Source organism: Bacillota bacterium, from assembly GCA_012842395.1.
Lineage (GTDB): Bacteria > Bacillota > SHA-98 > UBA4971 > UBA4971 > UBA6256.
This window is the reverse complement of the sequence record DUSX01000017.1, coordinates 14,552-41,450: the sequence shown is the minus strand read 5'-3', so window position 1 is coordinate 41,450 and position 26,899 is coordinate 14,552. Positions and strand designations below refer to the sequence as shown.

Here is a 26,899-nt window from a genome sequence, read left to right as displayed (position 1 = left end):
TGGGAGGGGTAACGATGGAACTCGACGAGTATCGGCGGCGAGCGGAGGGCTTTCTTCGCGAGCTGAACGAGGAGTTCTACCGGAATGGTGCTGGGCTGAAGGCCTCGTTGGACACGGCGCCGATATATGAGAGGAACAGCGACCTGTTCACCAGGGCCGAGGTGGAGCGTGCCCTCAGAGATCTGCGAGACGCGGCGGCGTCCCGCTCTGCCGCGCCCCAAGAGCGCTCGGTTGGGGGCAACGGTGGTCTGGCATCGTTCGAGGTAGAGTCGGACACCGCGAGGAGCGTCAGATATCTCGCGGAGTTTGCGTGCCATGGGTACCTTGACATGGCCACGAGAGAGCTGACGGACGCCATCGTGTCCGCGGAGACGCGGGCGGTCGTGGAGTTCGAGGGGAGGACGATCCCATTTCGCATGTCTCAGGTGCTGCTCGCCAACGAACCCAACGAGCGGGCACGGGCCGCGCTCGAGGCCGCGCGGCAGCAGGTCACCGAGGCGATAAACCCCAAGCGTGAAGAGCGAATGGAGACGCTTCACTCGCTCGTGCGCGACCTCGGGTTCTCCGACTACAAGTCGTTCTGCGCCGACCTTGGGGGCATGGACCTGGAAGGGCTCGCCGCCATGATGGAAGCCTTTCTCGATGAGACGGACGCCGTGTACACGCGTGCGATGGAAAAGGCCACCTCTGCGATCCTCGGAATGCGTCTCAAGGATGTGAGGCGCCACGACCTTGCCTTTCTTTTCCGTGGGGCACGCTTCGACGACATGTTCCGCGGAGACAGGGTCGTGGCCACCCTCGAATCAACCGTCGCGGCCATGGGGCTGCCGCACGACGAGTACCCCAACATACACATAGATGCTGAACCGCGGGACAGCAAGTCCCCGCGCGCGTTCTCGGTGCCTCTTGACGTGCCCGCGCGAGTCGTGCTGGTCATAATGCCTCATGGCGGCCATGACGACTACCACAGCATCCTTCACGAGGCTGGCCACGCGTGGCACTACGGGAGCGTCCGCCGAGACCTCGACTTCGAATACAAGTGGCTCGGGGACAACTCGGTCACGGAGGCGTATGCATTCTTGTTCGAGTATCTTGCCTGCAACGAGCGGTGGCTCGCGGAACACACGACGGGCGCCTTCATCGACGAGTACCGCGCGCACGCCATGCTCCACAAGGCGTACATGTTGAGGCGATACGCCGCGAAGCTTCTGTATGAGCTTCGCCTGCATGGTGGGGGGTCGCTATCAGAGATGCCCGGCGAGTACGCGAGCATTCTGACGGACGCACTGAAAGTTCAATATCCCGAGACCGACTACCTCGCTGATGTCGACGACGGGTTCTACGTGGCCCGATACTTGAAGGCTTGGATGTTCGAGGCTCACTTGAGGGACTTCCTCACGAGACGCTTCGGCGAGCGTTGGTACGCCTACGCCGAAACTGGGGCCGCGCTGCGCGAGCTGTTCTCCGAGGGACAGCGTCTCCCGGTCGAAGAGCTCGCCGCGAGGCTTGGCACAGGTCCGGTGGACCCGTCCCCGCTTGTCCAGGAGATCCTTGATAAGTTGGAGGCGTGATGCGCAAACTTTAAGATGGGACGGTGATACTCGTGACATCGAAGTCGCCTTCAAGAGATCCGCGCCTTTCAAGAAGGAACCCAGGGAAGAGGACCAGGAGGACGTTGGACGTCGACGAGAAGGACTTCCTCGACATGCTCATGACCGAGGTCAACGAGGACGAGGCGTCGGAGGTCCTTGGGAAAGCCCCGGAAGAGAACCTGTGGACGAACCCCGAGGATGAACCAGAGGAAGACCGGCCCGAGTGAGGCCGGTCGCCTTGCCAAGTGGGCGCGTCTGTGTCCGCGTTGTTGCCAGCAAGTGCTGGGTTGCCGGTGCTTGCACGACGGGCCGTGGAGAACTCGGCAGGCTTGCGCGCCGAATTCGAACGAGGCGCGCCGTCCCCAGCGGGCAAGGCCGATAGCCTTGGGCAGGACCGCCCCGCCGAAAAGTAGCGCGAACTCTTGGCGACATACTTACGAGTCCCGGGGCATATTGATAACAGCGGGCGGCTGCGTCGCTACGTGTCGCTCCTTGGGGGCTGAATGCAGTGGAGGTCATTACCCCTGGCCCGCTGGACGAGAGGGTGGCGGATCTGCTTGGCAGGCGAGGCGTGACGGCGGTTGTTGCCACGGTGGACGAGTGGGGCGACCCGTGGACGACCCCGGTCAATACCATAACGTCGGTTTCTGGGACCATCATAAGGATGGCTTTGGAACGTCGCAGCATGGCCTTGGCCAACATCCAGCGGCGCGGGCAGGTGATGATAGCGGTCCTTGACGAAGGAAACATAGCCGTGGGCATCAGGGGACGGGCGGCGGTCGTCAGGCCGTCGATGGTGTCAAATCCGCTCATGGCCATGGTGGAGGTGCATGTGGACGGGTTCAAGGACGACTCGTGGCCCGACTTCGTCGTATGCCAGGGGATACGTACGCGTCCCAGGCACGAGAGCATCACCTTTTCTTTCAGAAACGTGTTTGCGGAGCTGAAAGCCCCGCTACCATCCGAATGAGGCCGGCGGGCCCACCTTATGCCACCTTTTCCCAAGGCACGACCCCCAGGGTCTCCCGACGGGGAGGAACTTGCTCCGGAAACGAGAACTGATATAATGTGTAGTACCTGATGGCGGGTATAAGCCCGCCATCGGCGTCTACTGCCGGATGGGCTCTCCCTCATCGTATTGCGCGGGCGCGGCATGCGACGCCCGTGGGTGAGGGGCCGAAAGGGGAGGAGCATATGGGCGAGTTTGCCCACCTGCACTTGCACACTCAGTACTCGCTCCTCGATGGGGCGTGCAAGCTGCCCGACCTCATGACAAGGGCCCGCGAGGTGGGTGTGAAGGCCCTTGCCATGACGGACCACGGGGTCCTCTACGGGGCCATAGAGTTCTACAAGGCTGCCGAAAAGCACGGCATAAAGCCTATCATCGGCTGCGAGTTGTACGTTGCGAAGAGGAGCCGGCACGATCGTACCCCTCATGTGGACGACGACCAGCATCACTTGGTGGTCCTGGCAAAGGACGACACGGGTTACAGGAACGTTGTGAAGCTCTCGAGCATTGGGTTCGTCGACGGGTTCTACTATAAGCCTAGGGTCGACCTGGAAGCGCTCGATCGCCACCGCGACGGGATAATCGTCCTCTCGGCCTGTCTCGCGGGCGAGATCCCGTCCCTTATCCTGCAGGGAAACCGCGAGGGCGCCAAGCGCAAGGCCGCGGAGTACAAAGAAATGTTCGGGCCCGATAACTTCTACCTGGAGCTCCAGAGCAACGGCATCCGCGAGCAGGACCAAGTGAACGCCGCGCTCATGGAGATCTCTCGCGAGCTTGGCATCCCTCTTGTAGCGACCAACGATGTCCACTACGTGAGGCGCGAGGACGCCCGAGTGCACGATGTCCTCTTGTGCATCCAAACGGGGAAGACCATCGATGACAAAGACCGCCTGCGCTTTCCCACAGACGAGTTCTTCCTCAAGTCCCCGGAGGAGATGGAAGCCGCATTCAAAGACGTGCCGGAAGCGCTGGAGAATGCTCTTGCCATCGCTGAGCGGTGCAATTTCAAGTTCGAATTCGGCAGGTCCGCGGTGCCCGCATTCGAGGTCCCGGAGGGGTACACGGAAGAGACGTATCTTAGGCACCTCTGCTTGGAGGGTCTGAAAAGAAGGTACGGCGAGGCAGCGGGGGATCTTGTAGCAAGGTTGAACTACGAGCTTGACGTAATAGTCAAGATGGGCTATGCTGGCTACTTCCTCATAGTGTGGGACTTCATAAGGTTCGCGAGGGAAAGGGGCATCTACGTGGGGCCCGGCCGCGGGTCCGCGCCCGGCAGCCTCGTCTCTTACGCGCTTGGGATCACCGACATCGACCCGATCAAGTACGGCTTGATCTTTGAGAGATTCCTCAACCCGGAGCGCGTGACCATGCCCGATATCGACGTGGACTTCTGTTTCGAACGGCGTGGCGAGGTCATCGACTACGTAACGAGGAAGTACGGATCCGACAGGGTCGCCCAGATCATCACTTTCGGCACCATGGCCGCGAGGGCGGCCATACGCGATGTTGGGCGCGTGCTCAACTTCCCGTACAACGAAGTGGACAGGATAGCCAAGCTGGTTCCGACAGAGCCCGGGACGACTATTGAGAAGGCCCTCGCATCGTCCCCCGAGCTCAAAGCCGCCTATGACCAGGACGAGAAGGTAAGGAACCTCATAGACATGGCGCGCGCCGTGGAAGGGATGCCGAGGCACGCCTCGGTCCACGCGGCAGGCGTGGTGATCTCGAAGGACCCGCTGGTGGAGCACGTTCCTCTGTACCGGACCAATGATGATGCCATCACCACGCAGTTCGCCATGGAGGACCTTGAGCAGATCGGCGTCCTCAAGATGGACTTCCTCGGGCTGCGCACGCTCACGGTCATCGGCAAGGCCATTGAAATCATCCGCCGCACGCGTGGCGAGGATATTGACATAAGCAAGATTCCCCTCGACGATCCCGCCGTATACGAGGCGCTCAGACAGGGCGACTCGCTCGGCGTGTTTCAGCTCGAGAGCAGCCTCTTCCAAGGGCTTCTCCGCGAGGTCCGGCCGACGTGCTTCGAGGACATCATCGCCATTCTGGCGCTCGGTCGCCCCGGGCCGATGGGGCGCATCCAGGACTTCGCCCAGCAAAAACACGGCGAGAAGCCTGTCGAGTATCCTCACCCCGACCTGGAGCCGGTCTTGAAAGAGACCTACGGAAACATGCTCTACCAAGAGCAGGTCATGATGGTTGCGAGCACCTTGGCCGGTTTCACTCTCGGGGAAGCGGACATCCTGCGGCGGGCCATGGGCAAGAAGAAGCCCGAGGTCCTCGCGGCGCAGCGAGAGAAGTTCATGGAGGGCGCAAGAAAGCGCGGCGTCGACGACGAGACCGCGGCGCAGGTGTTCGACCTCATGGAGTTCTTCTCCGGGTACGGCTTCAACAAGAGCCACAGCGCGGCTTACGCCATGATTTCATACCGGACGGCATGGCTCAAGGTCCACTATCCGGTGGAGTTCATGACAGCTCTCCTCACGAGCGTGACCGGCGCTTCCGACAAGGTCGCGTTCTATGTTGACGCATGCCGCCAGAAAGGCATAGAGGTCTTGCCGCCTGACATCAACGAGAGCCTTGAGGACTTCACGGCAGTCGGGGGAAGGATTCGATTCGGCCTCGCCGCTGTGAAGAACGTTGGAAGAGGAGCGGTGCAGGCGATCATCGAGGCACGGGCGGCCGGCGGCAGGTTCAGGTCCCTTGCGGATTTCTGCGACAGGGTGGACCTCAGAGAGGTCAACAAGAAGGCCCTGGAGAGCCTCATACGCTGCGGCGCCTTCGATTCCACCGGCGCGAAGAGGGCGGCGCTCCTCATGGTGCTCGACAGCACCTACGACGCGGCGTCCGCCGGGCGCAGGGAGCGGGAAAAGGGGCAGGCCTCGTTCTTCGATCTGTTCGATGAGAAGGGCGAGTTCGCTTCCAGCGAAGTCCCGCTTCCGTCCGTGGCGGAGTTCAGCGAGAGGGAGAGGCTCTCCATGGAGAAGGAGCTTCTCGGGCTGTACGTGTCGGGGCACCCGCTGCAGGGAGTCGCTCCGAAGCTGCGGGAACACGTGAGCGCCCAGGTGGCGACGCTTGCCGACCACCCGGACGGCGACGAGGTGTCCGTCGGTGGGATCATCACGGCGTTCCGAAAGATCGTCACGAAGAACACTGGCCAGCCCATGGCCTTCTTCACTCTGGAGGACCTGACGGGCTCGGTCGAGGTGGTCGTGTTCCCGCGCGTTTACGAGGAGTGCTTCAAGTTCATAGCGGAGGATGCCATCGTGCTGGTGCAGGGTAGGCTCGACGTGAAGGAAGAGGGGCCGAAACTCCTCGCCAACACAGTATTGCCGTTTTCCCCTGACGCCGTGGTGATTCCGGTGGACGGTGAGGCGACCACCAAGGCCAAGCTCGAGCGGCTGAAGAAGAAACTCGAGGGCGCTGGCGGGAACGGCACAATCCCTGTCTTTCTCCGAGTGACCACGCCTGTCGGGGTAGCGGTGGTGTCGACTTCTCCGCACACGTGGGTATCTGCGGAAACAAGGGAGAGCCTGAGCGCGCTCATTGCCGGGGGCGAGCGCCGAGACGAGGTGAGGCAAGCGCTCGGGACCGGTAGGTGAGGAGGCGCTGGGGCGGACTCGAAATCGGTTCGGCGAAGGCATCTCAGGCAGTGGACATGGTAGCGCACCGAGGAAGGGCGGACACGCCCGGTGGGAAGGGGAGAAGCATTGTGAAGGATTTGGTGGTGGATATGCTCGCATCCCGAGGAGTGCGGCTGGAGCAGATCGCCCGGATCGTGGTTGAGCTTCAAAGACCCTATCGACCGGATCTGACCGTGGACGAGTGCTTGAGAAGTGTCGAGAAGGTCCTCGAGAAAAGGGAGGTTCAGCACGCCGTGCTCACGGGGATCGCCCTTGACATGCTTGCCGAGAGCGACGCACTGCCGGAGCCACTCCTATCGCTTGTCAAAACGGATGACCCTTTATACGGGGTCGACGAGATCCTGGCTCTCAGCATAACGAACATATACGGCACGGTGGGGCTCACGAATTTCGGGTACGTGGACAAAAGGAAAATGGGGGTGCTTCGCGGGCTCAACGCACAAGCGGGCAGGTCCGGCTCGAGAGTCAACACCTTTCTCGATGACCTGGTCGCAGGAATAGCCGGCGCGGCGGCCGCGCGCATTGCGCACCGGGGCGAAGCCGCGGGTTGAGCAGTGTGGCCTCGGGCGGCTTGGCCGCTAAGCAGATCCTGAATTGCGCGGTGCCGTGGTGCTGCGGTGCCGTGTGGGGGTCCGTTCGCCTGACGGGCTTGCGGCCAAGAAGGATATTCGAGGGCGGGCTAGAAAAGAGCATAAACGTGGGTGGACATACTACATCCGGCGTCTTCCTGTCTTGCAGAGGAGGAAACAGCGAATGTGGACTGTCGTGTACATCGCCGCAAACAAGGCAATGGCAGAGATGATGAAGGAGATGCTCGAAAAAGAGGGGATGCTTGTGATGTTGCGCCCGGTGGGCGTGCCCCACATGGGCAACTCAGCGAATGTCGAGGTGCTCGTGCCGGAATCCGAGGCTGAGGACGCGCAGGAGCTTCTAACTGCAGCGTTCGGAAGGTAGGTACGTATGCCTGCTTTTAAGGACCTTTTCAAGGGCAAACAGAAGTACGTAACCGTAAAGGCCGTGAGCGTGCAGGAGGAACGGGCCGAAGGGTTGTGGACCAAATGTACGCAGTGCGGCGAGCTCACGTACACAAGGGAGCTCGCCCACAACCTCCTCGTATGCCACAAGTGCGGTTTTCACTTCAAGCTCACCGCGGCCCAAAGGCTGTCGATCACTCTGGATGAGGGGAGTTTCACGGAGTTCGACTCAAACCTCGTCTCCGCCGATCCCATCGAGTTCCCGGGGTACGCCGCCAAGCTGGAAAGAACGAGGCAGGCCACCGGGCTCGAGGAAGCCGTGATCACGGGGCAGGGAACCATAAACGGCTACCCGGTCATGATAGGAGTCATGGATTTCTCCTTCATCGGCGCGAGCATGGGCTCGGTCGTTGGAGAGAAGGTGACCCGCCTCTTCGAGCGGGCCACGCGGCAGCGTGTTCCCGTGGTGATGTTCTGCGCTTCCGGGGGTGCCCGGATGCAGGAGGGCGTGTTGTCCTTGATGCAGATGGCCAAGACGAGCGCGGCGTGCGCGCGGCTGTCGGAGGCAGGGGTCTTGTATATCTCAGTACTCACGAATCCGACCACTGCTGGCGTCCTGGCGAGCTTCGCTTCGCTCGGCGACATCATCATCGCGGAGCCGGGCGCTCTCGTAGGCTTTACGGGCCAGAGGGTGATCGAGGAGACCATCAGACAGAAGCTGCCGCCCGGCTTCCAGAGCGCCGAATTCGTGATGGAACACGGCATGATAGACATGATAGTCGAGCGACGCGACATGAAGAAGACCCTTGCCTCTTTGCTCGCGCTCCACGAAAGGAGGCACGAGGTGGGATGATCAACCCCACGTTGGACTTCGAAAGGCCCCTGGTGGAGCTGGAGAAGAGAATCGAGGAGCTCCGGAATTTCAGTCGCGAGAAGGAGATCGACCTGTCCGAGGAGATAGCTACCCTGGAGAAAAGGGCCGAGATGCTTCGGCGCGAGATATTCGATAACCTCACGCCCTGGCAGCGCGTGCAGATAGCGCGTCACCCGAGGCGTCCCACGACGCTGGACTACATAAACCTCATCTTCGACGAGTTCATCGAGCTGCACGGCGACCGCGCCTTTCGCGACGACGGAGCGGTCGTGGGCGGGATCGCGAGCCTGGCCGGTCGTCCCGTCACGGTGGTCGGAACGCAGAAGGGTCGCGATACCAAGGAGAACCTCGCGCGAAACTTCGGAATGCCTCACCCGGAGGGATATCGCAAGGCGCTGCGGCTGATTAGACAGGCTGAGAAATTCCGCAGGCCTGTCGTGTCCTTCGTAGATGTGGTCGGCGCCTACCCGGGTGTTGAGGCCGAGGAACGCGGGCAAGGCCAGATCATCGCCCGTAACCTGGAGGAGATCTCGAGGCTTGCCACGTGCATCGTGGTGGTCATAACCGGTGAGGGAGGGAGCGGCGGTGCCCTCGCCATAGGGGTCGGCGACAGGCTCCTCATGCTCGAGAACGCGTATTTCTCCGTCATCTCGCCGGAGGGGTGCGCCGCGATCCTGTGGAAAGACGGGTCGAAGGCGCAGGAGGCTGCCGACGTGCTGAAACTCACCGCTCCGGACATGAAGAGGCTCGGGATCGTCGATGAGGTGCTCCCTGAGCCCTTGGGCGCCGCTCACAAAGACCGGGACGCGATGGCGCGCATTATCAAGGACGCTCTCATAAGAAGCATAGATGAGCTCGCCGGAATCCCGCCTCGCAGGCTGATCGAGAGGCGTTATGCCAGGCTTCGCAGGATAGGCGAGTTCATGATTCGCGAGGCCGCGCAGGAAGGGTTCCCCGAGACTGCCTTGGCAAGCGGGGGCGGCTCGGTTCAGGCGGCGGCCGGGCCCGGAGGCCCGAAGGGAGAGGCCAGATCTTGAAACGAATAGGGATTCTCACGAGCGGGGGCGATGCCCCGGGCATGAATGCGGCGATCAGGGCCGCGACCAGGTGCGCGCTGTACAACGGGATGTCAGTAGTCGGAGTGAACCGAGGGTATCAGGGACTTATCGAAGGCGACATGTTCGACATGACCTCCCGCAGCGTAGGAGACATCATCCAACGCGCGGGGACCATGTTGCGGTCCGCGCGGTCTGACGAGTTCATGACCGATGCTGGGCGCAGGAAGGCCCTGGACCAAATGTCGAGACACGGGATAGAAGGCCTGGTGGTCATCGGCGGTGACGGCACGTTTCGCGGTGCTCGCGCGCTCGTGGACATGGGCACGCCCGTGGTCGGAATCCCCGCGACCATCGACAACGACATCTCGCTCACCGATTACACCCTCGGGTTCGACACGGCCGTCAACACAGCCGTCGACGCGATCACGAAGATACGGGATACTGCAAGCTCGCACGGCCGCAGCAACGTGATAGAGGTCATGGGGCGGGACACCGGTCACCTCGCGCTTGCCGCCGGGTTGGCCGGCGGGGCGGAGTACATCTTGATCCCCGAGGTGCCTTACGACCTTGACGCGATATGTGAGGGCGTCAAGGCAGGTTATAGGCGCGGCAAGACCCACAGCATAATCGTGGTGGCCGAGGGCGTGGGCGGATATCATTCTCCCGACGAGCCCCACCATGAGAGCATAGGGTTCAAGATAGGCGAGGCTGTGCAGGAGCGGACCGGCCTTGAGACAAGGGTTACTGTGCTCGGGTACATACAGAGGGGTGGTACGCCCACGGCCCGCGACAGGTTGCTTGCGACGATGTTCGGATGCAAAGCGGTTGAGTTGCTGAAGGATGGTCAAGCCGCTAAGGTTGTTGGGGTGGTGGGCGACGAGATCCGGGTTTTCGACGTCGACGAGGTCACGGCAACGCGCAAGAAGGTTGATCTGAGCCTTTACAATGTGGCTGTGATGCTTTCGAAGGTGTGAACCCGGGCCTCTGCCTCTCCGGTGGTTGCCTCTCCGGTGGTCGGGTGCCCCCGCCCCGGCAGCATGCCCGGCCTTGCACCCGGCTGCGTGCCCTGCCACGCACCTGGTGCTGGTGCGCACCAGATGTGGCCTGGGGCCCGCGCGCCCCGGCCCCCTGCTCGCAACAACGGACCGGCGCCTCCCGGTGCGGGCTTGCGGGAGGGGCCAGTGCTTGCGGGACGGGCCAGCAGGGGAAACGCCCTCTCGACACGGTATTTTGACAGCGGCATCGGTGTGAAGCCCTTCCCTTAAGGAAGGGTTTCGGTGTATCAGGGAGAAACAAGAAGGGACTGGCATACGGCGCGTCCCTATGAGGAAGGTGAGGAAGGGGGTATGCACGTGCGCAGGACGAAGATCGTGTGCACGCTCGGGCCCGCCACGGACGAGCCCGGCGTCCTAGAGGCTCTTGTGAGGGCGGGCATGGACGTCGCCAGGATCAACGCGTCCCATGGTACGTATGAAGAACACGCGTCCCGCATAAAGCGTGTGAGGGATGCGGCCAGGGAATGCGGAAAGCATGTGGGGATCATGTTCGACCTTGCTGGTCCCAAGATCCGCACAGGTCCTATAAAAGGGGGCAAGGTCGAGCTTAAAGAAGGCTCGTTCGTCTCCCTGGTGCCCGGGGACGAGGAGGGGGACGCGACAAGGGTGTTCGTGAATTACCCCGAGCTTCTCGAGAGCGTGTCCCCAGGCGGCAAGATCCTTCTCAGCGACGGCCTGATCGAGCTTGAGGTGGATCATGTGGGCGATGGCGAGGTCGTGTGCCTGGTCAAGACCTCCGGCGAACTCGCGTCGCGCAAGGGCGTGAGCCTGCCCGGTGCGAAGGTGAGGTTCAGGGCGGCAACGCGCAAGGACGTCTCCGACATTCAGTTCGCCTCGGCTCAAGAGGTCGATTTCGTAGCGTGCTCTTTCGTGCAAACCGCGGAGGACGTGGTCCGGGTCCGGGCTCTCCTGGACGCGGCGGGGTCTGACAGTCACATAATCGCGAAGATCGAATCCAGCGAAGGGATAGAGAACATCGACTCGATAATGAGGGTTGCAGACGGCGTCATGGTGGCCAGGGGTGATTTGGGCGTGGAGACGCCCCCGGAGCGGGTGCCTCTCGTTCAGAAGGTGATAATACAAAAGTGCAACGCCGCAGGCAAGCCGGTGATCACCGCCACGGAGATGCTGGAGTCCATGATCGAGAATCCTAGGCCGACGAGGGCCGAAGTGACTGACGTGGCGTGCGCGATCTTCGATGGCACCGACGCGGTGATGCTGTCCGCTGAGACTGCTGTCGGCAAGTACCCTGTCGAGGCCGTGTCCATGATGTCGCGGATCGCGGAGAGCACGGAAAGCGGCCTCCCGTACGAGGACATCCTGCGGGCCAAGGGTGTCGCGCCCTCGAGGAGCGTCGCGGACGCGATCAGTCATGCCACGTGTCAAACCGCGCATGACCTTGGTGTCAAAGCGATACTCACCTCGACCGAGTCTGGCGCGACTGCGCGTATGGTATCGAAATACCGCCCCCGAGCCCCGATAATCGCTGCCACACCCAACCCGAGGGTCGCCGCGAAGCTGAGCCTCGTCTGGGGGGTGCTTCCCACTCTCGTGCGCAAGGCGGCCAATATCGACGACGTCCTCGATGTGGCCATCGAGGCGGCGGTGTCGCTAGGCATGGTGAGCCGGGGGGATCTCGTGATCATCACAGCGGGGGTAAGAGCAGGCGTTCCCGGGACGACGAACATGCTCAAAGCCCACAGGGTTTGACAGCGTGCCAGGGTTCGTGTTGCGGCGGACGGCGGGTCATTGCCGGAGCAGGTGAGGTTGAGGCCCTTCGGGCGCCGGACCGGGCGGAACGGGGGCGTGCCTGAGGGCCCGCAGCTCGCGGCCTTGGCGGCGAGGGCGCGCGAAAGTTGGTCCGTTATGAAGAAGGAATACGAGGGCGACTGGAGAATAGAAAAGGTTGGCGGGCGAATCCTATACCGTGACGACCTTTGATGACGCGTGGCGAGAGGTAGGAGCCGACGCGTTTTTCCGGGGGCGCAGGCGACCCGGCGGGACCGTTGATGTCCCGGGCCCTCAGGATCGCGACGAGGGTTTCCGTCAAGCGTGCCCGGGAAGGCCCGAACGGTGCAAGACAGAAGGAGGAATGTGCATATGCCGCTGGTGACAACGAAGGAAATGCTCAAGAAAGCCCAGGCCGAGCGCTACGCGGTTGGCGCTTTCAACGCCAATAACCTCGAGTACGTTCAGGCCATCATCGAGGCTGCGGAGGAAGAGAAAGCTCCGGTAATCCTCCAGGCGAGCCAGGGAGCGATCAAGTACGCCGGGCTCAAGATGGTCGTGGCCATGGTAAAGGCTGCGGCTGAAGAGGCGAGTGTGCCAGTGGCGCTCCACCTGGACCACGGCACTGACTACAAGCAAAACGTGAAATGCCTCGCTGCCGGGTTCACCTCCCTGATGTTCGACGGCTCGTCTCTCCCCTTTGAGGAGAATGTCGCCATAACCAAGAAGATCGTGGAAATGGCGCATGCGGCGGGCATCCCTGTTGAGGCTGAGCTGGGCAAGGTGGCCACTGCGGGCCACGTGACCGAGGAAGAAATCAAGGCCCTTATGACCGACCCCGAAGAGGCGAAGAGGTTCGTCGAGGAGACGGAGGTCGACTCGCTCGCCGTGGCCGTTGGGAGCGTACACAAGATGACGACCCAAGCTGCCAAGCTTGACGTGGAAAGGATAGCGCGGATCAGGGAGCTCACGGGCGTGCCGCTCGTGCTTCACGGCGCGTCCGGTGTGACTGACGAAGGTTACAAGATGGGCATCGCGGCAGGAATATGCAAGATCAACATAGCGACCGAGCTCAACAAGGCGTTCACGCGCGGCATACGCGAGGCGCTCCAGAAGAATCCCGACGAGATCGACCCGAGGCGCATAGCCGGAGTGGGCCGCGACTATATGAAGGAAGCCGTGAAGGCGAAGATGCGCCTTTTCGGGTGCTCGGGAAAGGCCTGAGTGGCGTGGGAAAACACCGGATCTCTTGGAGCTTGGGGTTTGCGGAGGAGGGTGCTTGAAATGCCTGAGATCAAGAAAATCGGGGTTTTGACTGGTGGAGGCGACTCCTCAGGGCTCAACGCGGCGATCAGGGGCGTTGTGATGAGGGCGGCCGATTACGGCTATGAGGTCCTGGGGATCCATGACGGCTGGGCTGGGCTCATAAACGCTGACGCGGCGCCTCTCGGCATTGATGACGTCAGGGAGATCCTCTCTCATGGGGGAACGGTTTTGGGCACATCCCGGACCAACCCGTTCAAAAAGGAAGAAGACGTCGTAAAATGTATCGAGAACGTAAAGAAGCTGGGGCTCGATGCGGTAGTCGCCATCGGGGGCGACGATACGCTGGGCGTTGCGAATAAGCTCACCGGGCGCGGGGTGCCGTGCGTCGGAGTGCCGAAGACCATGGACAACGACGTATCGGGCACAGATTACTGCATCGGCTTTGACACCGCTGTGACAGTGGCTGTGGACGCCGTCGAGAGACTGCGCGATACGGCGCGGTCGCACAGGCGGATCATGGTGCTTGAAGTGATGGGCAGGGACGCCGGGTGGGTCGCGTTGGTCACCGCAATGGCCGGCGGAGCTGACTGGGTGCTCATTCCCGAGGTCGAGCCGGACCTGGACGCCATGTGCAACCACCTGCGTAACCTTCGCGCGTCCGGCAAGAAGTACGGGGTCGTCGTGGTCTCAGAAGGCGTGAAGCTTCCCGGTGTTTCGGAGGAGCCTACCGGCGATGTCGACGCGTTCGGCCACGTTAGGCTCGGTCTGCGCGGCGTCGGGCACGCCGTGGGCAACGAGATCGAGAAGCGGACCGGCATCCAAACCAGGGTCGCGGTGATCGGCCACATTCAGCGTGGTGGGTCGCCCACTGTGAACGACAGGTTCTACGCAACGAGGTTGGGCATGGCAGCCGTTGACCTCGTCAGTCGTGGGGAGTTCGGCAAGATGCCTGCGTTTGCTGGTGGCGAGATCAGGGTGGTTGACCTCGCGACCGCTGTCGGCAAGACCAAGTCGGTGCCGGAGTCCCTTTATAAAGAAGCGATGGCTCTATTCAAGTAGAGACCTCTTTCTGCTAGAGACCTCTCTTCTGCCGGGGACTTGTCTTGCAGCTGAGACCTCTCTTCCATCGGCAGGCTGGAGCAGCGAGACGGCGCGGAGGGGCTGGGCGAGGCAGGGGGTCATGGCGTGTCACGCGTTATGTCGCGGAGAGACCTGAAACCCCGGCGCACGCTCATCGCAATCGCTGCGCAGGAGATTCGAGGATGAGGTCCATGGGCCTTGATGGCATGATCACCGCCTGGGTTCCGTCTGTTGCGTTCCTGGGCGGTGGTTTTTTCTTGATGGCTGTGGGCGTACCCATCTCTTCGCTCGCGATGTTCAGCTTCGCGGCTGCGGCGATGCGTGCCGAGCGCTGGCCGTGGGCCTACACCGCCCTCTTGGTGGGGTTCTTCACTGCAGCCGGGCACGTTAGCTCGTACGCGGTGTTTCGCGCTGCCGGCCGTCATCTCATGGACACGCTTGCCCGTCGTCTCCCTTCGCTGTCGCGCGTGCTCGCGTACCTGAAGGCATCCGCGAGCCGCGGGCGGCCACGCGCCGTGCTCGGGCTCTTCGCGCTCCGCTGGGTAGGTGTGGGATACAGCCAGGTATTCTGGGTCCTCGGAGCCCTCGGCGATGACGGCGAGCGCACGTTGCGCGCGCTTGTTGTCACCGATGTCATCTGGGCTGCAACATGGTCGTGGGCGCTTGCGAGGATCGTTGCCGATGTGCCGAAGCTTGGGCAATACATGGCCTTGGCGGGGTGGGTCCTCCTTGGCGTCGGCGTGCTGGCCGTGAGTGTGCGCGAGGCGGTCCGTTGGCTTGGGCGGCGCTCGGGTCGGCGGAGGCGGTAGGGCAATGTGAGCGATCGACGGGGGTCACGCGGAGCGGTGGATGTCCGCGAGCGCCTTTTCGTACGCCTCGAGATCTCTGGAGCTGAAGAGCACGAACCGAACTTCGTCAAGGGCCCGTCCCATTGGGCTCACTAGGAAATCCTTCACAGCACGCAATGCGACGCGGGCGGCCCGCTCAACCGGAAACCCGTAAGCCCCCGTGCTGATCGAGGGAAACGCCACCGTTCGAAGGCCGTGCTCCGTGGCGAGCTTGAGGCTGCTGCGGTAGGCGCTTGCGAGAGTCTCCTCCTCACCGTGGGTGCCGCCGTGCCAAACCGGTCCTACGGTGTGGATGACGTATTTCGCCTTGAGTCGACCCCCAGCGGTGATCACCGCCTGCCCCGCAGGAAGGCGTCCCCTTTCCTTGCGTATCCGTGCGCACTCCTCATAGATCACTGGCCCGCCTGCCCTGTGGATGGCACCGTCCACGCCCCCGCCTCCAGCGAGCTCCGAGTTTGCCGCGTTCACTATGGCGTCTGTCTCCTGTTGGGTTATGTCGCCTTGGACGAGCCTCAGCAAGGTTCTACCTATCGTCACATCCATGCCTGAAACCCCTCCCTTTTGAGTAAGCGTGCGTGAGACTGCTGAAATCTCCCACACTATGATGCCTCACCCCGACCGAGGCCCACAAAGCCGTCGCCGTCGCCAAGGTCACCCGAATTCGCAGTTATTGAGGCGACTCAAGGGTGTCGTGCATTGGCTCTTGTCCTTCCTCCACCAGTTGCCCAAGTATGTCGCCAAAAGTTCGCGCCACTTTTCGGCGGGACGGCCCTGCCTAAGGCTATCGGCCTCGCCCTCCGGGGACGGCGCGCTTGCGGCGCGCCTTGTCCGAATTCGGCGCTCAAGACGGCCGAATCCTCCACGCCGCGTCGTGGTGCAAGCACCGGCAACCCTAACGCCGTCAAGAAAGGAGACGAAGACTTGTGGCGCCACGCTTAGTCGGTCGGTTGCCAGCGCCGGACACGGAGATGGCGCCCCGAACGGTGCGCGGCTCGCCCTAACCCGTATTCGTGCAAACGCACTACTCAAATACACTATTCTAGCGCGTCCGGCGCATTCCTTTCGGGCGGCCTCTGGCTGGACTGCCAGGAATCCGCGCCGCTTTTCGGCAGCCGCTTTTCGGCAGATGAAGTTCATCCGTCCATCCAGAGCTGCCGACCGAAAGCCGCTGATGCTGATGGTGCTTGAGCGTGGGGATGCTTGAGCGCAAGGACCCGATGGTATTACGCCATCCCGGGCCACTTGAAGCCCGCAGAGATGGCGCTGGGGTCGGGCAAATCGGCAGTCACCGGGGAAGCTCAACAGTCTCCGTACCTCGATCTTTCGCGCATCCGCCCCCGCGTCCAATACCCCGGCGTCCGGTGTGTGCCTCCCGCACACCTCCCACAGGCTCGCCGCCGCAGATTCTCCGCAGGTTTTCCTCACACCGCGCATCCCACGCATTTCCCTAATGGGCTCTTTACGTTCGAAAGCGTACGAAAATGAAGGAGGATTCAGGCACCGCTGCGTAGAACAATCAAGCCGTAGGAATCGAGCCGCCGGAATCAAGCCGTGAGAATCACGCTGCGGGACACGCTGAGGGAATCAGACTGTCGGAACCAAGCGTGGGAATCGGGGAGTTGGAATCAGAGCATGAAAACAGGCGGTGCTCAGGGCACCGCTCATCTCACGGAAGAAGCCACGGACCGGGTCGGAGCGGGGCCTGCGTACGCCGCCGGGGCGGCGGGCGTGAGTGTGTGGAGGGAGATTACGGGACAGGATCGGGGGTGGAGCGGGTGGAAGTCAAAGGCTACCTTCTCCCGGACGACCTCTACTACGAGCCGAATCATAGCTGGGGCAGGGTGGAGGGCGACGTCGTGACGGTCGGGATCAACGACTTCGCCCAGAAGCTTGCGGGGGAGTTCGTGTCGGTGGATCTCCCGGCGGTCGGCAGGAAGGTGCACCAAGGAAAGCCCGCGGCCGCGGTCGAATCCGGCAAGTGGGTGGGACGCGTGTACGCGGTTGTCACCGGCGAAGTCATCGAGGTGAACGAGGATCTGGAAGACGACCCGACGCTTCTGAACACAGACCCGTATGGAGAGGGCTGGGTCTTCAAGGTGAAAATGGATGATCCCGCGCAGCTGGCGAATCTGATGCGGGGAGACAGGGCGGTCAGGTGGCTCGAGGAAGAGATAGAAAAGCACGCGAAATGAGCGGCGTGAACGACACGGCGAGCGCGGTCTTGACGACGCTTGGGCAGGAGGGAGCCATGACATGAGTGTTCGTCTCTCGTCCTGAGCGTCTCGTCCTGAGCGCGTCAGGGTTGCCAGGGCTTGCACGATGGGGCGCCGCAAATCCGGCTAGCCCGGGCGCTGGATTCGAACGATTCGCCACGCGGGGCGAACCCCCGTCGGAGGGCGACGCCGGCAGCCCTAGACGGCACCTCGGCGCTGAAAAGCAGCGGGGTTTGCGGCGATCTGCATTGAGCGTCCTGCCATTTCGGCAGGCTGCATCGCAAGGGGGTTTTGGCCGTGGAGTCCGGCACGTGGGGAGAGAAAGACCGAGCGGTCGTCACCGTCCTCGATCCCGAGTTCAAGCACGAGATCGCCCGCGAGCCCGGGGGCGAGAACATCAAGTATTGCTTCCAGTGTGGCACGTGCACGTCAGGGTGCCCCGTGGCGGAGCTCGACAGCAGGTATAACCCGCGACGCATCATACGCATGGCGATCCTCGGGATGCGGGAGCGGGTGCTGTCGAGCGATTTCATCTGGCTGTGTTCTACCTGCTATACCTGCTATGAGCGCTGCCCGCAAGACGTGAGAATCACCGAGGTGATGAACGCCCTCAAGAACATGGCCGTGAAGGCCGGGTACATACACCCAGCCTTCCGGGCGCAGGCTGAGCTCGTCGGCGGACACGGGCGGCTGTACGAGATCGACGAGTTTACCAACGAGAAGCGCGCGGAACTCGGGCTTCCGGCTCTTCAGAGCGACTTGGTCGAGGCGGTGGAGATATTCGGGATGACGGGGCTCGCAGACCTACTTTCCCGCAAAGGTGCGTGATGAGCGGTGAGGTACGCGATATTCCTGGGTTGCACGGTCCCAGTGCGTAATCTCAGCTATGAGCTGTCCGCAAGGCGCGTAGCCGCTGAACTCGGCATCGAGCTTGCCGACATCCCGGACTTTGGCTGCTGCGGTTACCCGGTGAAGTCGGTTCACCACGAAACGTCGCTGCTCCTCGCGGCGAGGAATCTCTCTTTGGCCGAGGAAAAGGGGTGTGACGTCTGCACCTTGTGCAGCGCGTGCACGTCCGTCTTGACCGAGACGGCCCGACAACTCGCGGCGGACGAGGGTTTGCTTGAGGAGGTGAACCGACGCCTCGGAGCGATCGGACGGAGGTATTCCGGCAAGGTACAGGTGAAACACCTGGCACGCGTGATATACGAAGACGTGGGCCTGGAGAGGGTCAAGAAGACGGTAAGACGGCCGCTCGATGCGTTTCGCATTGCGTCTCATTACGGGTGTCATTACCTCAAGCCTTCCGGAATCTACGACGGGTTCGACCACCCCGAAGTGCCCAGGTCCCTCGACATGCTCGTGGCCGTCACAGGAGCTGAGCCCGTCGACTACGCCACAAAGAAGGAGTGCTGCGGCGGCGCGATCCTCGGGGTGGACGAGAACATTGCCCTTCAGATGAGCCGGGCGAAGCTGGACGACATAAAGGCCCACGGGGCCGACGCCATCAATTTGATATGCCCGTTCTGCAGCGTCATGTACGGAGCGAACCAGCGCAAGATCCAGGCGAAGTATGGCACCAGGTACGACCTCCCAATCCTCTATTATCCACAGGTCCTGGGGCTTGCCATGGGCATCGACGCTGAAGAGCTGGGCCTCTCCCAGAATCCCATAAAGCCGAAGGCGCTCTTGGCGAAGATCTCATGAGCTGCCACCGGGCTGCATGGCGGCGAGCCGCGCCCGGCCAGCAGACGAGCGACGCGCGTTGCGGCGAGCACGGCAAGCGCGGCCAGCGCGCGGCGAGCGCGGCTGACGAGGCTTCACAGCGATAGGTGTGACGTGACGCAAAGGTGGTGTGACGGTGCGATGCGGGCATCTACGCCACAGCCGAGAATCGGCGTTTACGTGTGCCACTGCGGCCTTAACATCGCCGGCGTTGTCGACGTGGTCTCCGTGAGGGAGGCCGCTTCCTTGCTCGACGGGGTGGTGATCGCCCGCGACAACAAGTACACTTGCAGCGAGGTCGGGCAGAAAACCATCGCCGACGACATCAGGAACTTCGCGCTTGACCGCGTGGTGATCGCGTCTTGCTCGCCGAGGCTTCACGAGAAGACGTTTCGGACGCTCCTTGAAAAGTGCGGTCTCAACCCGTTCCTTCTCGAGATGGCGAACATACGGGAGCAATGTTCATGGGTGCACCCGGGTGACGCTGCGGCCGCAACGGAGAAGGCCAAGGCGCTCGTGCGGTCGGCTGTGGCCAGGGCGAGGCTTCTCGTCCCGCTTTCTCGCAGCCAGGGGCGGGTCGTGCCCAAGGCCATGGTGGTGGGAGGCGGCGTTGCGGGAATATCCGCCGCGCTCTACCTGGCCAATACGGGGATAAAGACCTATCTCGTTGAGCGCGAGCCGTCCATCGGAGGCCATATGGCCATGCTCGACAAGACGTTTCCGACCCTTGACTGCAGCCTCTGCATCCTTTCACCCAAAATGGTGGAGGTCGCCGAGCATGAGAATATCGAGGTCTTGAGCTACTCTGAGGTGGAGAAAGTCGATGGTCAGGTCGGGGACTTCCGAGTGCAACTGAGACGCAAGGCACGCTACGTTGATGAGGCCAAGTGCACTGGTTGCGGGCAGTGCGCGTCCAAGTGCCCCGTGAGGGCGCCCGACGAGTTCAACCGTGGCATGGGTGAGCGGAAGGCAATCTACATTCCGTTTCCTCAGGCCATTCCGCCCGTGTATGTGATCGACGTGGAACACTGCAGGTATCTGACAGAGGGCAAGTGCAGGGTGTGCGACAAGGTGTGCGAGCGCGGTGCGATCGCGCTTGACCAGACTGACCGCGTGGAGACGGTCGAGGTCGGCGCCATCGTCGTGGCTGCAGGGTTCGAGCCATACGACGCGTCGAAAAAGCCGCAGTATGGCTACGGCCGTTACCCCAATGTCATCACCAGTCTCGACTTCGAGAGGATCATCTGCGCCGACGGACCCACCCACGGCAAACTGAAGAGGCCGGGCGACTGGAGAGCTCCGAAGCGCGTGGCGTTCATACAGTGTGTTGGATCCCGCGACGAGCATCGCCTGGACGGAGCTGGGGCCTACTGCTCCCGCGTGTGCTGCATGATCACGGCGAAGCAGGCGTTCATGATCAAGGAAAAGGACCCCGCCATCGAGGTGTACGTATACCACACCGACATGCGGACCGCCGGGAAGGGGTTCGAGGAGTTCTATCGGCGCGCAAGAGCGCAGGGAATAGTCTTCGTTCGGGGCAAGCCAGGCGAGGTCCGTGGGGAGCCAGACGGATCGCTCCGCGTGGTCTGCGAAGACCTCGACTCCGGGTGCGTTCTCGACATGCGTTTCGACCTGGTGGTGCTCGCGGTGGGGCTCGCGCCGCCCAGGGGCCTCGCAGAGCTCGCCCAGCGTCTGAACCTTTCGCGCAGCGCGGACGGGTTCCTCTTGGAAGGGCACCCGAAGCTTCGCCCCTTCGAGACGTCCATTGACGGTGTCTACCTCGCGGGCTGCGTTCAGTCTCCCAAGGACATCCCTGACAGCGTCGCCCAGGCGGGAGGCGCCGCAGCGGCCGCTGCGGCGACGTGCTCGCGGGAGCGGATAGAAATGGACCCGCTTGGCCCGGTCATCGACGAGCAGCTTTGCATCGGCTGCAGGCTATGCGAGACGCTCTGCCCATACGGGGCGATCAAGATGGAAAGGACCGACAGGGGGTACAAAGCGAGAGCCGTTGAAGTTGCGTGCAAAGGCTGTGGCGTATGCGGTGCCTCGTGCTCCACGAGGGCGATAACGATGAAGCATTACTCCACAAGCCAGCTTGTTGCGCAGGCGGAAGCGCTCCTGGAGGTGGGCTAGAATGGCGGGTCTCGCGTCCGGGGGTCCTGTGCGCAGGGAAGATGGGCAAGAGCTCCAAAGGTTTGAACCACGGGTGATCGGATTCCTGTGCAACTGGTGTTCGTACGCAGGAGCCGACCTTGCGGGCACGTCGCGGCTCGCCTATCCCGCGAACCTCCGCATCGTCCGCGTCATGTGCTCCGGCCGTGTGGACCCGGAGATAATGGTCGACCCGTTCCTTCGCGGGGCTGACGCGGTCATGGTGCTCGGATGCCATCCCGGGGACTGCCACTACCTGAGCGGGAACTATCAGGCGGAACAGCGGGTCCGCACGTTGTGGATGGTGTTCGATCATCTCGGGATTGATCGTGCGCGGCTGTATCTCGACTGGGTCTTGGCGGCAGAGGGTGCCAGATTCGCGGACATGGTGTCTTGCTTTGTCGAGCAAGTGAGGGCCCTCGGCCCGGCGGGCGGAGGCTCCGCATCCAGAGAAGGGCTCTCGCGGGACGAGTTCGTGTTTCGGAGCGAGATCGCAAGACGCGTGGCTGCTAGCGAGAGGTTCAGGTGGCTCGTGGGGCGTAGCAAGGCCCTTTGCGAGCAGGGCAACGTGTATGGCGAGAGGATCTTGCCGGAGAAGGTGGCCACCCTGCTGCAAGGCGTCATCGCAGATGAGTGCGTGCGTGCGGCCATAGAGGTGCTCGCCGCGGAGGCGCCCGTGTCGGTCAAGGACATCGCCGCGCGTCTCGGAGTCTCGGCGCAGATCGTCCTGGAACAGGCCGCCTATCTGAAGCGCCGGGGCGTCATAGAGCCATATGACGTGCTGGGCCACTCGCCAAGGTACGTGCTGCGGGGCGCCAGGGTGTAGAGTCAGCGTAGGGTCCACTTCGGGAGGGTGCACTTCGAGCGGGGGCGCATGACATGGGTTGCGGGGCGAGCGGTTCAGGTGGAGAGGCTGTGGGTGCGGTGCTAGTGGTCGGCGGGGGCATCGGAGGCATGCAGGCCGCGCTCGACCTGGCGGAGCAAGGCTTCTTTGTGTACGTCGTGGAATCGAGCCCGGCCATCGGCGGCGCCATGGCGCGACTGGACAAGACATTCCCTACGAACGATTGCTCGATGTGCATACTCTCTCCCAAGTTGGTCGAGTGCGGACGCCACCTCAACATTGAAGTGATAACCAATTCCACGGTGGAAAGAGTCGAAGGGAGGCCCGGGGATTTCACGGTGACCGTGTCGAGCAGGCCGCGCTATGTTGACGCCGAGAAATGCACAGGGTGCGGCATTTGTGCTCAGCACTGCCCTGTGGGAGCGGCCCGCGACACCTTCAACGCGCGGCTCACGGGGCGGCCCGCCATTTACATCGATTACCCGCAGGCGGTGCCCCTCACTTATGTGATAGACCGCGACGCGTGCGTCGGGTGCGGCCTGTGCGAGAACATGTGCCTCGCCGGCGCCATCCGCTACGACGACGCGCCGCGCGAGCGTACGGTTTCCGTGGGAGCGATCGTGCTCGCTCCCGGATTTCGCCTTCTAGACCCGTCGCTCCGTGACGAGTATGGGTACGGCAGATATCCGAACGTCCTCACCAGCATGGAATTCGAGAGGATCCTGAGCGCCTCAGGGCCGTATGAGGGGCGCGTGCTGCGCCCGTCCGACGGCGACGTTCCCGAGAGGATAGCCTTCATACAGTGCGTCGGGTCGCGCGACCGGGCGCGTGGGGCCCGCTACTGCTCCTCCGTGTGCTGCATGTATGCGACGAAAGAAGCGGTGATCGCGAAGGAGCATGCGCCGGGCATCCAGGCGACCATCTTCTACATGGACATGAGGTCCTATGGGAAGAGGTTTGATGCATACGTAGAGCGGGCGAAGACAGAGCACGGCGTGAGGTACATCCGCACGCGGGTTGCCGGGGTGTCCGAGATCCCCGCGACCCATAACCTCATCGTGTCGTTCGAGCGGGGCGACGGCACGGTCGCGAAGGAGGAGTTCGACCTCGTCGTGCTCTCCGTGGGGCTCGAGCCCCCAGACAACGTTGAGCGGCTTGCGCGGGTCTTTGGAATAGACCTCGACGAAAGCGGGTTCGCGAAAACGGGCCCGTTAGATCCCCTTTCCACCACCAGGCCCGGCGTGTACGTATGCGGCGCGATGCAAGGCCCGAAGGACATCCCCGAGACCGTGACGCAAGCCAGCGGGGTCGCAGGCGTGGTTGGAACGCTTCTCAGAGGCGCCCGCGGGACGCGAGTCCGCGAGAAGCTCTACCCTCCCGAAAAGGACCTGAGGGGAGTGGGCCCGCGCATTGGCGTGTTCGTGTGCCACTGCGGGATAAACATCGGCGGGGTCGTGGACGTTCCCGCGGTCGTGGAGTACGCGAGGACCCTCCCGAATGTGGTGTACGCCGAGCGAAACCTGTATACCTGCTCGCAAGACACCCAGAAGAGGATCCAGGAGAAGATCAAGGAGCACGGGCTCACCCGGGTTGTGGTGGCTTCGTGCACGCCCCGCACGCACGAACCGCTTTTCCAGGAGACGATCCGGGAGGCGGGACTCAACCGTTACCTCTTCGCGATGGCGAACATACGGGACCAGTGCTCTTGGGTCCACATGCGCGAGCCCGAGAAGGCCACCCAGAAGGCGAAGGATCTGGTTCGCGCGGCTGTGGCCAAGGCGGCGCTCCTGGAGCCACTCGAGCGCGTGCCGATACAGGTCGACAAGTCCGCCCTTGTGATCGGCGGGGGGCTCGCGGGGATGATCGCGGCGTTGGACCTTGCAGACCAGGGGTTCAAGGTTTACCTTGTGGAGGCTTGCGCCGAGCTCGGCGGCCACCTGCGGGGCATCTACTTTACGTTGAGCGGGGAGGACGTCCAAGCGTTCCTGCGAGACCTCACGAGAAGGGTTGAGTCCCATCCCTTGATAGAGGTTCACACATCGTCCGAGGTGACCGAGGTCGCGGGGTACGTCGGGAACTTTCGGTCACGCGTGGTGGACCGGAGCCGGGGCGACGGGGAGGCGGGCGCAATCCGTGAGCTCGTGGTGGGTCACGGTGTGGTGATCGTCGCGACGGGCGCGCAGGAGCACCGCCCGGCCGGGTTCCTGTACGGGGAGCATCCGGCTGTCGTGACCCAGTCCGAGCTCGAGAAGGCCCTGGCGTCCGGGCTTCGGCCGGTGGCCCGGGAGGCGCGGTGGGCCGGCCTGGAACCTGCGCGAGACCGAGACCTGGGGCCCTCGCGGCAAGGCGCAGCCGAAGGGACAGACCTGCCCGGGGCGTGCCGCGGCGGGCAGGGCAGCGTGAGGGAAAGCTGTTGCTTGGGCCCCCGGGGCCGCGGCGCGGCGTCGGTGGTCATGATCCAGTGTGTGGGCTCGCGCGACGAGGAACGCGGCTACTGCAGCCGCGTGTGTTGCAGCGAGGCCGTGAAGAATGCCATCCGGATCAAAGAGGCGGCTCCTGACGCGGAGGTGTACATCCTCTACAGGGACATTCGCACTTACGGTAAAATGGAGGTCTATTTCGAAGAGGCGCGGCGCCGAGGGGTGGTGTTCGTGCGATACCCCGAGGGGCAGATGCCGGTGGTGTCACGACCGGGACCGCCCCTCGGCTCGCGGCTCGTCGTGGAGGTCACAGACACGCTCCTCGACGAAAGGCTCGCTATTCCCGCCGATCTTGTGGTCCTGAGCGCAGGGATAGTGCCGAACGAAAGCAACGGCAGGCTGGCGCAGATGCTCAAGGTGCCCTTGGACGAGGACGGGTTCTTCCTGGAGGCCCATGTGAAGCTCAGGCCGGTGGATTTTGCCACGGAGGGCGTCTTCCTCGCAGGGCTCGCTCATGCGCCGAAGACCATCGATGAGACCATCGCCCAGGCCCATGCGGCGGCAGCGAGGGCCTCCGCATTGCTCGCTCGCGGCGCCATCACCACCGAGGGGATAAAGTCGGAGGTCACGAAAACGCGGTGTGCTGGGTGCGGCCTGTGCGCCGAAGTGTGCCAGTACAAGGCCATCGAGATTGACGCCGTCGAAAACGTCGCGGAGGTGAACCCGGCGTTGTGCAAAGGGTGCGGCCTGTGCGCGGCGACGTGTCGGTGCGGCGCCATCACACTCAAGGGGTTCACCGACGAGGAGCTCCTCGCGGAGGTGGGCGCGCTTTGCTAAACGTTGAGCACTTTGGACGGCAACGGGCTTGCGACGGGGCGGAGGACCCGCGGGCCACCAAGGAGGGTTCTATTGCCCCGGGCCGCGCCCGTGACGAGACTGGCGAGGCGTGGGAGCCAAGGATCGTGGCTTTCCTCTGCAACTGGTGCTCCTACGCGGGTGCCGACCTTGCTGGGACGAGCCGGATGCAGTACCCGCCCAACGTGCGCATCGTCCGCGTGCCCTGCTCGGGCCGGGTAGATCCGCTCCTCATTCTGAAGTGCCTGCAGCAAGGGGCTGACGGGGTGCTCGTATCGGGGTGCCACCCTGGAGACTGCCACTACATAGCTGGGAATTACCTTGCGAGGAGGAAGTTTGCGCTCCTCGCGGATCTGCTCCATTTCGTCGGCATCGAGAGAGGCCGGGTGCACTTCTCGTGGGTGTCCGCGGCCGAGGGCGAGAAGTTCGCCGACGTCGTGAGGCGCGTGACGGAGAGCGTGAAGGCGCTCGGCAAACCCACGAGGCTCGTGAAGGAGAGGCAAAGGTAAATGCTCACACGGGGTTCATCGGGCCGGACTGCGGAGGTCGCCGGGCGGCTCCGGGAGATCGCGGCGGACCTGCTTGCCACGGGAGAGATCGATGTCTTCATCGGATATGAGGAGGGGACCCTTCCTCTTCGAACGTCCCCTGCCTTCTTGACGCGCCCGGACGACGTGTCGCGCCTGGTATGGAACCACATGTGTGAGAACAACCTCGCTGTCTACCTGCCCGAGCCCAAAGGGCGGGTGGGCGTGGTGGTCAAGGGTTGCGACGCGCGCGCGCTCGTGAACCTCATCATCGAGCGGCAAGTACGTCGCGACGATGTGAAGATCGTGGGCGTGCCATGCGGAGGCGTCGTCGACCGCCGGAAGCTTGCGGCTGCTCTCGGGGAGGGGCACGAGACTATCCGCAGCGCCGCGGAGACCGCGGACGGCGTGGTCGTGGTCGCGGGTGACGGCTTCGAGAAAGCCGTTCCAATTGAGGATGTTCTGTCGGCGTCCTGCGTCGCGTGCACCCATCCTGTGCCCGTCGTCCACGACTTCCTGGCGGGCGATGATGAGGCCGCTCGGCGGGCGTGCCCAAAGGAGCAGGCGTACAGCGATGTGGATGCGTTCGCGAGTCGGGGCCCGGAGGAACGCTTCGCGTATTTCGCGCGGGAAATAGAGCGCTGCATAGAGTGCTACGCATGCAGGCAGGCATGCCCTTTATGCTACTGCCCCGAATGCTTCGTGGACCGCCAGAGCCCGAAGTGGGTCGGCAGGTGGCGCGACCTTTCCGACAAGATGGTGTTCCACCTCGGCCGCGTCCTGCACACGGCGGGCCGGTGCGTGGATTGTGGCGCGTGCAGAAGGGCGTGCCCCGCTGGGATCGATCTCAGGCTCCTCGCGAAACGTATAGAGAAGGATGTACTCGAGTTTTTCGGGCACGAGCCGGGCGTGGACCTTACGGCCGTGCCGGTGTTTGCGACGTATAAGCGGGAAGACCCCGGCGATTTCATCCTTTGAGCAGGGTTCGGGCAGGAAAGCGTCGGGGATGCTCGAGCGGTAC

Annotated in this window: 23 protein-coding genes; 22 read left to right on the top strand and 1 reads right to left on the bottom strand. The window is 63.0% G+C overall.

Going from position 1 to position 26,899, the window contains the following annotated elements; genetic code table 11:
- Positions 1 to 14: 14 nt before the first annotated feature.
- The 14 genes from GX515_05245 (at position 15) to GX515_05180 (ending at position 15,104) form a co-directional block, all read left to right on the top strand.
- Complete coding sequence (locus tag GX515_05245; protein ID HHY32424.1) at positions 15 to 1,571, top strand: hypothetical protein; 1,557 nt, start codon at positions 15 to 17, stop codon at positions 1,569 to 1,571.
- Positions 1,572 to 1,675: 104 nt separating this feature from the next.
- Positions 1,676 to 1,819, top strand: coding sequence for a hypothetical protein (locus tag GX515_05240; GenBank protein HHY32423.1), 144 nt, complete (start codon positions 1,676 to 1,678; stop codon positions 1,817 to 1,819).
- A gap of 281 nt (positions 1,820 to 2,100) precedes the next feature.
- Positions 2,101 to 2,562: a hypothetical protein gene (locus GX515_05235; protein ID HHY32422.1), complete on the top strand. Its 462-nt coding sequence runs from the start codon at positions 2,101 to 2,103 to the stop codon at positions 2,560 to 2,562.
- 224 nt (positions 2,563 to 2,786) lie between these two features.
- Positions 2,787 to 6,218: a DNA polymerase III subunit alpha gene (locus GX515_05230; GenBank protein ID HHY32421.1), complete on the top strand. Its 3,432-nt coding sequence runs from the start codon at positions 2,787 to 2,789 to the stop codon at positions 6,216 to 6,218.
- Positions 6,219 to 6,274: 56 nt separating this feature from the next.
- Positions 6,275 to 6,811 (top strand): phosphatidylglycerophosphatase A, encoded by a 537-nt coding sequence (locus GX515_05225; GenBank protein HHY32420.1) that lies wholly within the window; start codon positions 6,275 to 6,277, stop codon positions 6,809 to 6,811.
- A 202-nt stretch (positions 6,812 to 7,013) separates the two neighbouring features.
- Entirely contained in the window at positions 7,014 to 7,214 is a 201-nt protein-coding gene (locus GX515_05220) for a DUF2007 domain-containing protein (GenBank protein ID HHY32419.1), read from the top strand.
- A 6-nt stretch (positions 7,215 to 7,220) separates the two neighbouring features.
- Positions 7,221 to 8,087: an acetyl-CoA carboxylase carboxyltransferase subunit beta gene (locus tag GX515_05215; protein ID HHY32418.1), complete on the top strand. Its 867-nt coding sequence runs from the start codon at positions 7,221 to 7,223 to the stop codon at positions 8,085 to 8,087.
- The gene (locus tag GX515_05210; protein HHY32417.1) at positions 8,084 to 9,145 is read left to right on the top strand and encodes an acetyl-CoA carboxylase carboxyltransferase subunit alpha; all 1,062 of its coding nucleotides are present in this window, start codon (positions 8,084 to 8,086) and stop codon (positions 9,143 to 9,145) included. The genes GX515_05215 and GX515_05210 overlap by 4 nt, the downstream gene beginning before the upstream one ends.
- Entirely contained in the window at positions 9,142 to 10,140 is a 999-nt protein-coding gene (gene pfkA / locus GX515_05205; protein HHY32416.1) for a 6-phosphofructokinase, read from the top strand. The genes GX515_05210 and pfkA overlap by 4 nt, the downstream gene beginning before the upstream one ends.
- A 378-nt stretch (positions 10,141 to 10,518) precedes the next feature.
- A complete protein-coding gene (gene pyk / locus GX515_05200; protein HHY32415.1) occupies positions 10,519 to 11,931 on the top strand; it encodes a pyruvate kinase in 1,413 nt (470 codons plus the stop codon).
- A 39-nt stretch (positions 11,932 to 11,970) separates the two neighbouring features.
- The gene (locus GX515_05195; protein HHY32414.1) at positions 11,971 to 12,162 is read left to right on the top strand and encodes a hypothetical protein; all 192 of its coding nucleotides are present in this window, start codon (positions 11,971 to 11,973) and stop codon (positions 12,160 to 12,162) included.
- Positions 12,163 to 12,321: 159 nt separating this feature from the next.
- Positions 12,322 to 13,173, top strand: coding sequence for a class II fructose-1,6-bisphosphate aldolase (fba, locus tag GX515_05190; protein ID HHY32413.1), 852 nt, complete (start codon positions 12,322 to 12,324; stop codon positions 13,171 to 13,173).
- Between the two features lie 60 nt (positions 13,174 to 13,233).
- Complete coding sequence (locus tag GX515_05185) at positions 13,234 to 14,274, top strand: 6-phosphofructokinase (protein ID HHY32412.1); 1,041 nt, start codon at positions 13,234 to 13,236, stop codon at positions 14,272 to 14,274.
- Positions 14,275 to 14,477: 203 nt separating this feature from the next.
- A complete protein-coding gene (locus GX515_05180) occupies positions 14,478 to 15,104 on the top strand; it encodes a hypothetical protein (GenBank protein ID HHY32411.1) in 627 nt (208 codons plus the stop codon).
- 24 nt (positions 15,105 to 15,128) lie between these two features.
- Here GX515_05180 and GX515_05175 read toward each other — a convergent pair whose 3' ends face one another.
- Positions 15,129 to 15,686 carry an O-acetyl-ADP-ribose deacetylase gene (locus tag GX515_05175; protein ID HHY32410.1) on the bottom strand — a complete coding sequence of 186 codons (558 nt, stop codon included), beginning with the start codon at positions 15,684 to 15,686 and terminating at the stop codon, positions 15,129 to 15,131.
- A gap of 1,232 nt (positions 15,687 to 16,918) precedes the next feature.
- On the opposite strand from GX515_05175, the gene gcvH reads away from it, so the two are divergent.
- The 8 genes from gcvH (at position 16,919) to GX515_05135 (ending at position 26,856) form a co-directional block, all read left to right on the top strand.
- Complete coding sequence (gene gcvH / locus GX515_05170) at positions 16,919 to 17,335, top strand: glycine cleavage system protein GcvH (protein HHY32409.1); 417 nt, start codon at positions 16,919 to 16,921, stop codon at positions 17,333 to 17,335.
- A 318-nt stretch (positions 17,336 to 17,653) separates the two neighbouring features.
- Positions 17,654 to 18,184, top strand: coding sequence for a heterodisulfide reductase (locus GX515_05165; GenBank protein HHY32408.1), 531 nt, complete (start codon positions 17,654 to 17,656; stop codon positions 18,182 to 18,184).
- A 6-nt stretch (positions 18,185 to 18,190) separates the two neighbouring features.
- Positions 18,191 to 19,063: a disulfide reductase gene (locus GX515_05160; GenBank protein ID HHY32407.1), complete on the top strand. Its 873-nt coding sequence runs from the start codon at positions 18,191 to 18,193 to the stop codon at positions 19,061 to 19,063.
- A 159-nt stretch (positions 19,064 to 19,222) separates the two neighbouring features.
- Entirely contained in the window at positions 19,223 to 21,214 is a 1,992-nt protein-coding gene (locus GX515_05155) for a CoB--CoM heterodisulfide reductase iron-sulfur subunit A family protein (GenBank protein ID HHY32406.1), read from the top strand.
- 1 nt (position 21,215) lies between these two features.
- Positions 21,216 to 22,058 (top strand): hydrogenase iron-sulfur subunit, encoded by an 843-nt coding sequence (locus GX515_05150; protein HHY32405.1) that lies wholly within the window; start codon positions 21,216 to 21,218, stop codon positions 22,056 to 22,058.
- Positions 22,059 to 22,111: 53 nt separating this feature from the next.
- The gene (locus GX515_05145; protein ID HHY32404.1) at positions 22,112 to 25,333 is read left to right on the top strand and encodes a CoB--CoM heterodisulfide reductase iron-sulfur subunit A family protein; all 3,222 of its coding nucleotides are present in this window, start codon (positions 22,112 to 22,114) and stop codon (positions 25,331 to 25,333) included.
- Positions 25,334 to 25,404: 71 nt separating this feature from the next.
- The gene (locus tag GX515_05140) at positions 25,405 to 25,860 is read left to right on the top strand and encodes a hydrogenase iron-sulfur subunit (GenBank protein HHY32403.1); all 456 of its coding nucleotides are present in this window, start codon (positions 25,405 to 25,407) and stop codon (positions 25,858 to 25,860) included.
- Complete coding sequence (locus GX515_05135) at positions 25,861 to 26,856, top strand: 4Fe-4S ferredoxin (protein ID HHY32402.1); 996 nt, start codon at positions 25,861 to 25,863, stop codon at positions 26,854 to 26,856.
- The last annotated feature ends 43 nt before the right edge of the window (positions 26,857 to 26,899 follow it).

Excerpts from the sequence above, each read along its gene's own strand:
- GX515_05210 (HHY32417.1), top strand. The coding sequence starts at position 8,084 with ATGATCAACCCCACGTTGGACTTCGAAAGGCCCCTGGTGGAGCTGGAG.
- GX515_05135 (HHY32402.1), top strand. The coding sequence starts at position 25,861 with ATGCTCACACGGGGTTCATCGGGCCGGACTGCGGAGGTCGCCGGGCGG.
- GX515_05230 (HHY32421.1), top strand. The coding sequence starts at position 2,787 with ATGGGCGAGTTTGCCCACCTGCACTTGCACACTCAGTACTCGCTCCTC.
- GX515_05180 (HHY32411.1), top strand. The coding sequence starts at position 14,478 with ATGAGGTCCATGGGCCTTGATGGCATGATCACCGCCTGGGTTCCGTCT.
- GX515_05215 (HHY32418.1), top strand. The coding sequence starts at position 7,221 with ATGCCTGCTTTTAAGGACCTTTTCAAGGGCAAACAGAAGTACGTAACC.
- GX515_05155 (HHY32406.1), top strand. The coding sequence starts at position 19,223 with ATGCGGGCATCTACGCCACAGCCGAGAATCGGCGTTTACGTGTGCCAC.
- GX515_05175 (HHY32410.1), bottom strand. The coding sequence starts at position 15,686 with ATGGATGTGACGATAGGTAGAACCTTGCTGAGGCTCGTCCAAGGCGAC.
- GX515_05245 (HHY32424.1), top strand. The coding sequence starts at position 15 with ATGGAACTCGACGAGTATCGGCGGCGAGCGGAGGGCTTTCTTCGCGAG.
- GX515_05225 (HHY32420.1), top strand. The coding sequence starts at position 6,275 with ATGGTAGCGCACCGAGGAAGGGCGGACACGCCCGGTGGGAAGGGGAGA.
- GX515_05185 (HHY32412.1), top strand. The coding sequence starts at position 13,234 with ATGCCTGAGATCAAGAAAATCGGGGTTTTGACTGGTGGAGGCGACTCC.
- GX515_05145 (HHY32404.1), top strand. The coding sequence starts at position 22,112 with ATGGGTTGCGGGGCGAGCGGTTCAGGTGGAGAGGCTGTGGGTGCGGTG.
- GX515_05150 (HHY32405.1), top strand. The coding sequence starts at position 21,216 with ATGGCGGGTCTCGCGTCCGGGGGTCCTGTGCGCAGGGAAGATGGGCAA.
- fba (HHY32413.1), top strand. The coding sequence starts at position 12,322 with ATGCCGCTGGTGACAACGAAGGAAATGCTCAAGAAAGCCCAGGCCGAG.
- GX515_05220 (HHY32419.1), top strand. The coding sequence starts at position 7,014 with ATGTGGACTGTCGTGTACATCGCCGCAAACAAGGCAATGGCAGAGATG.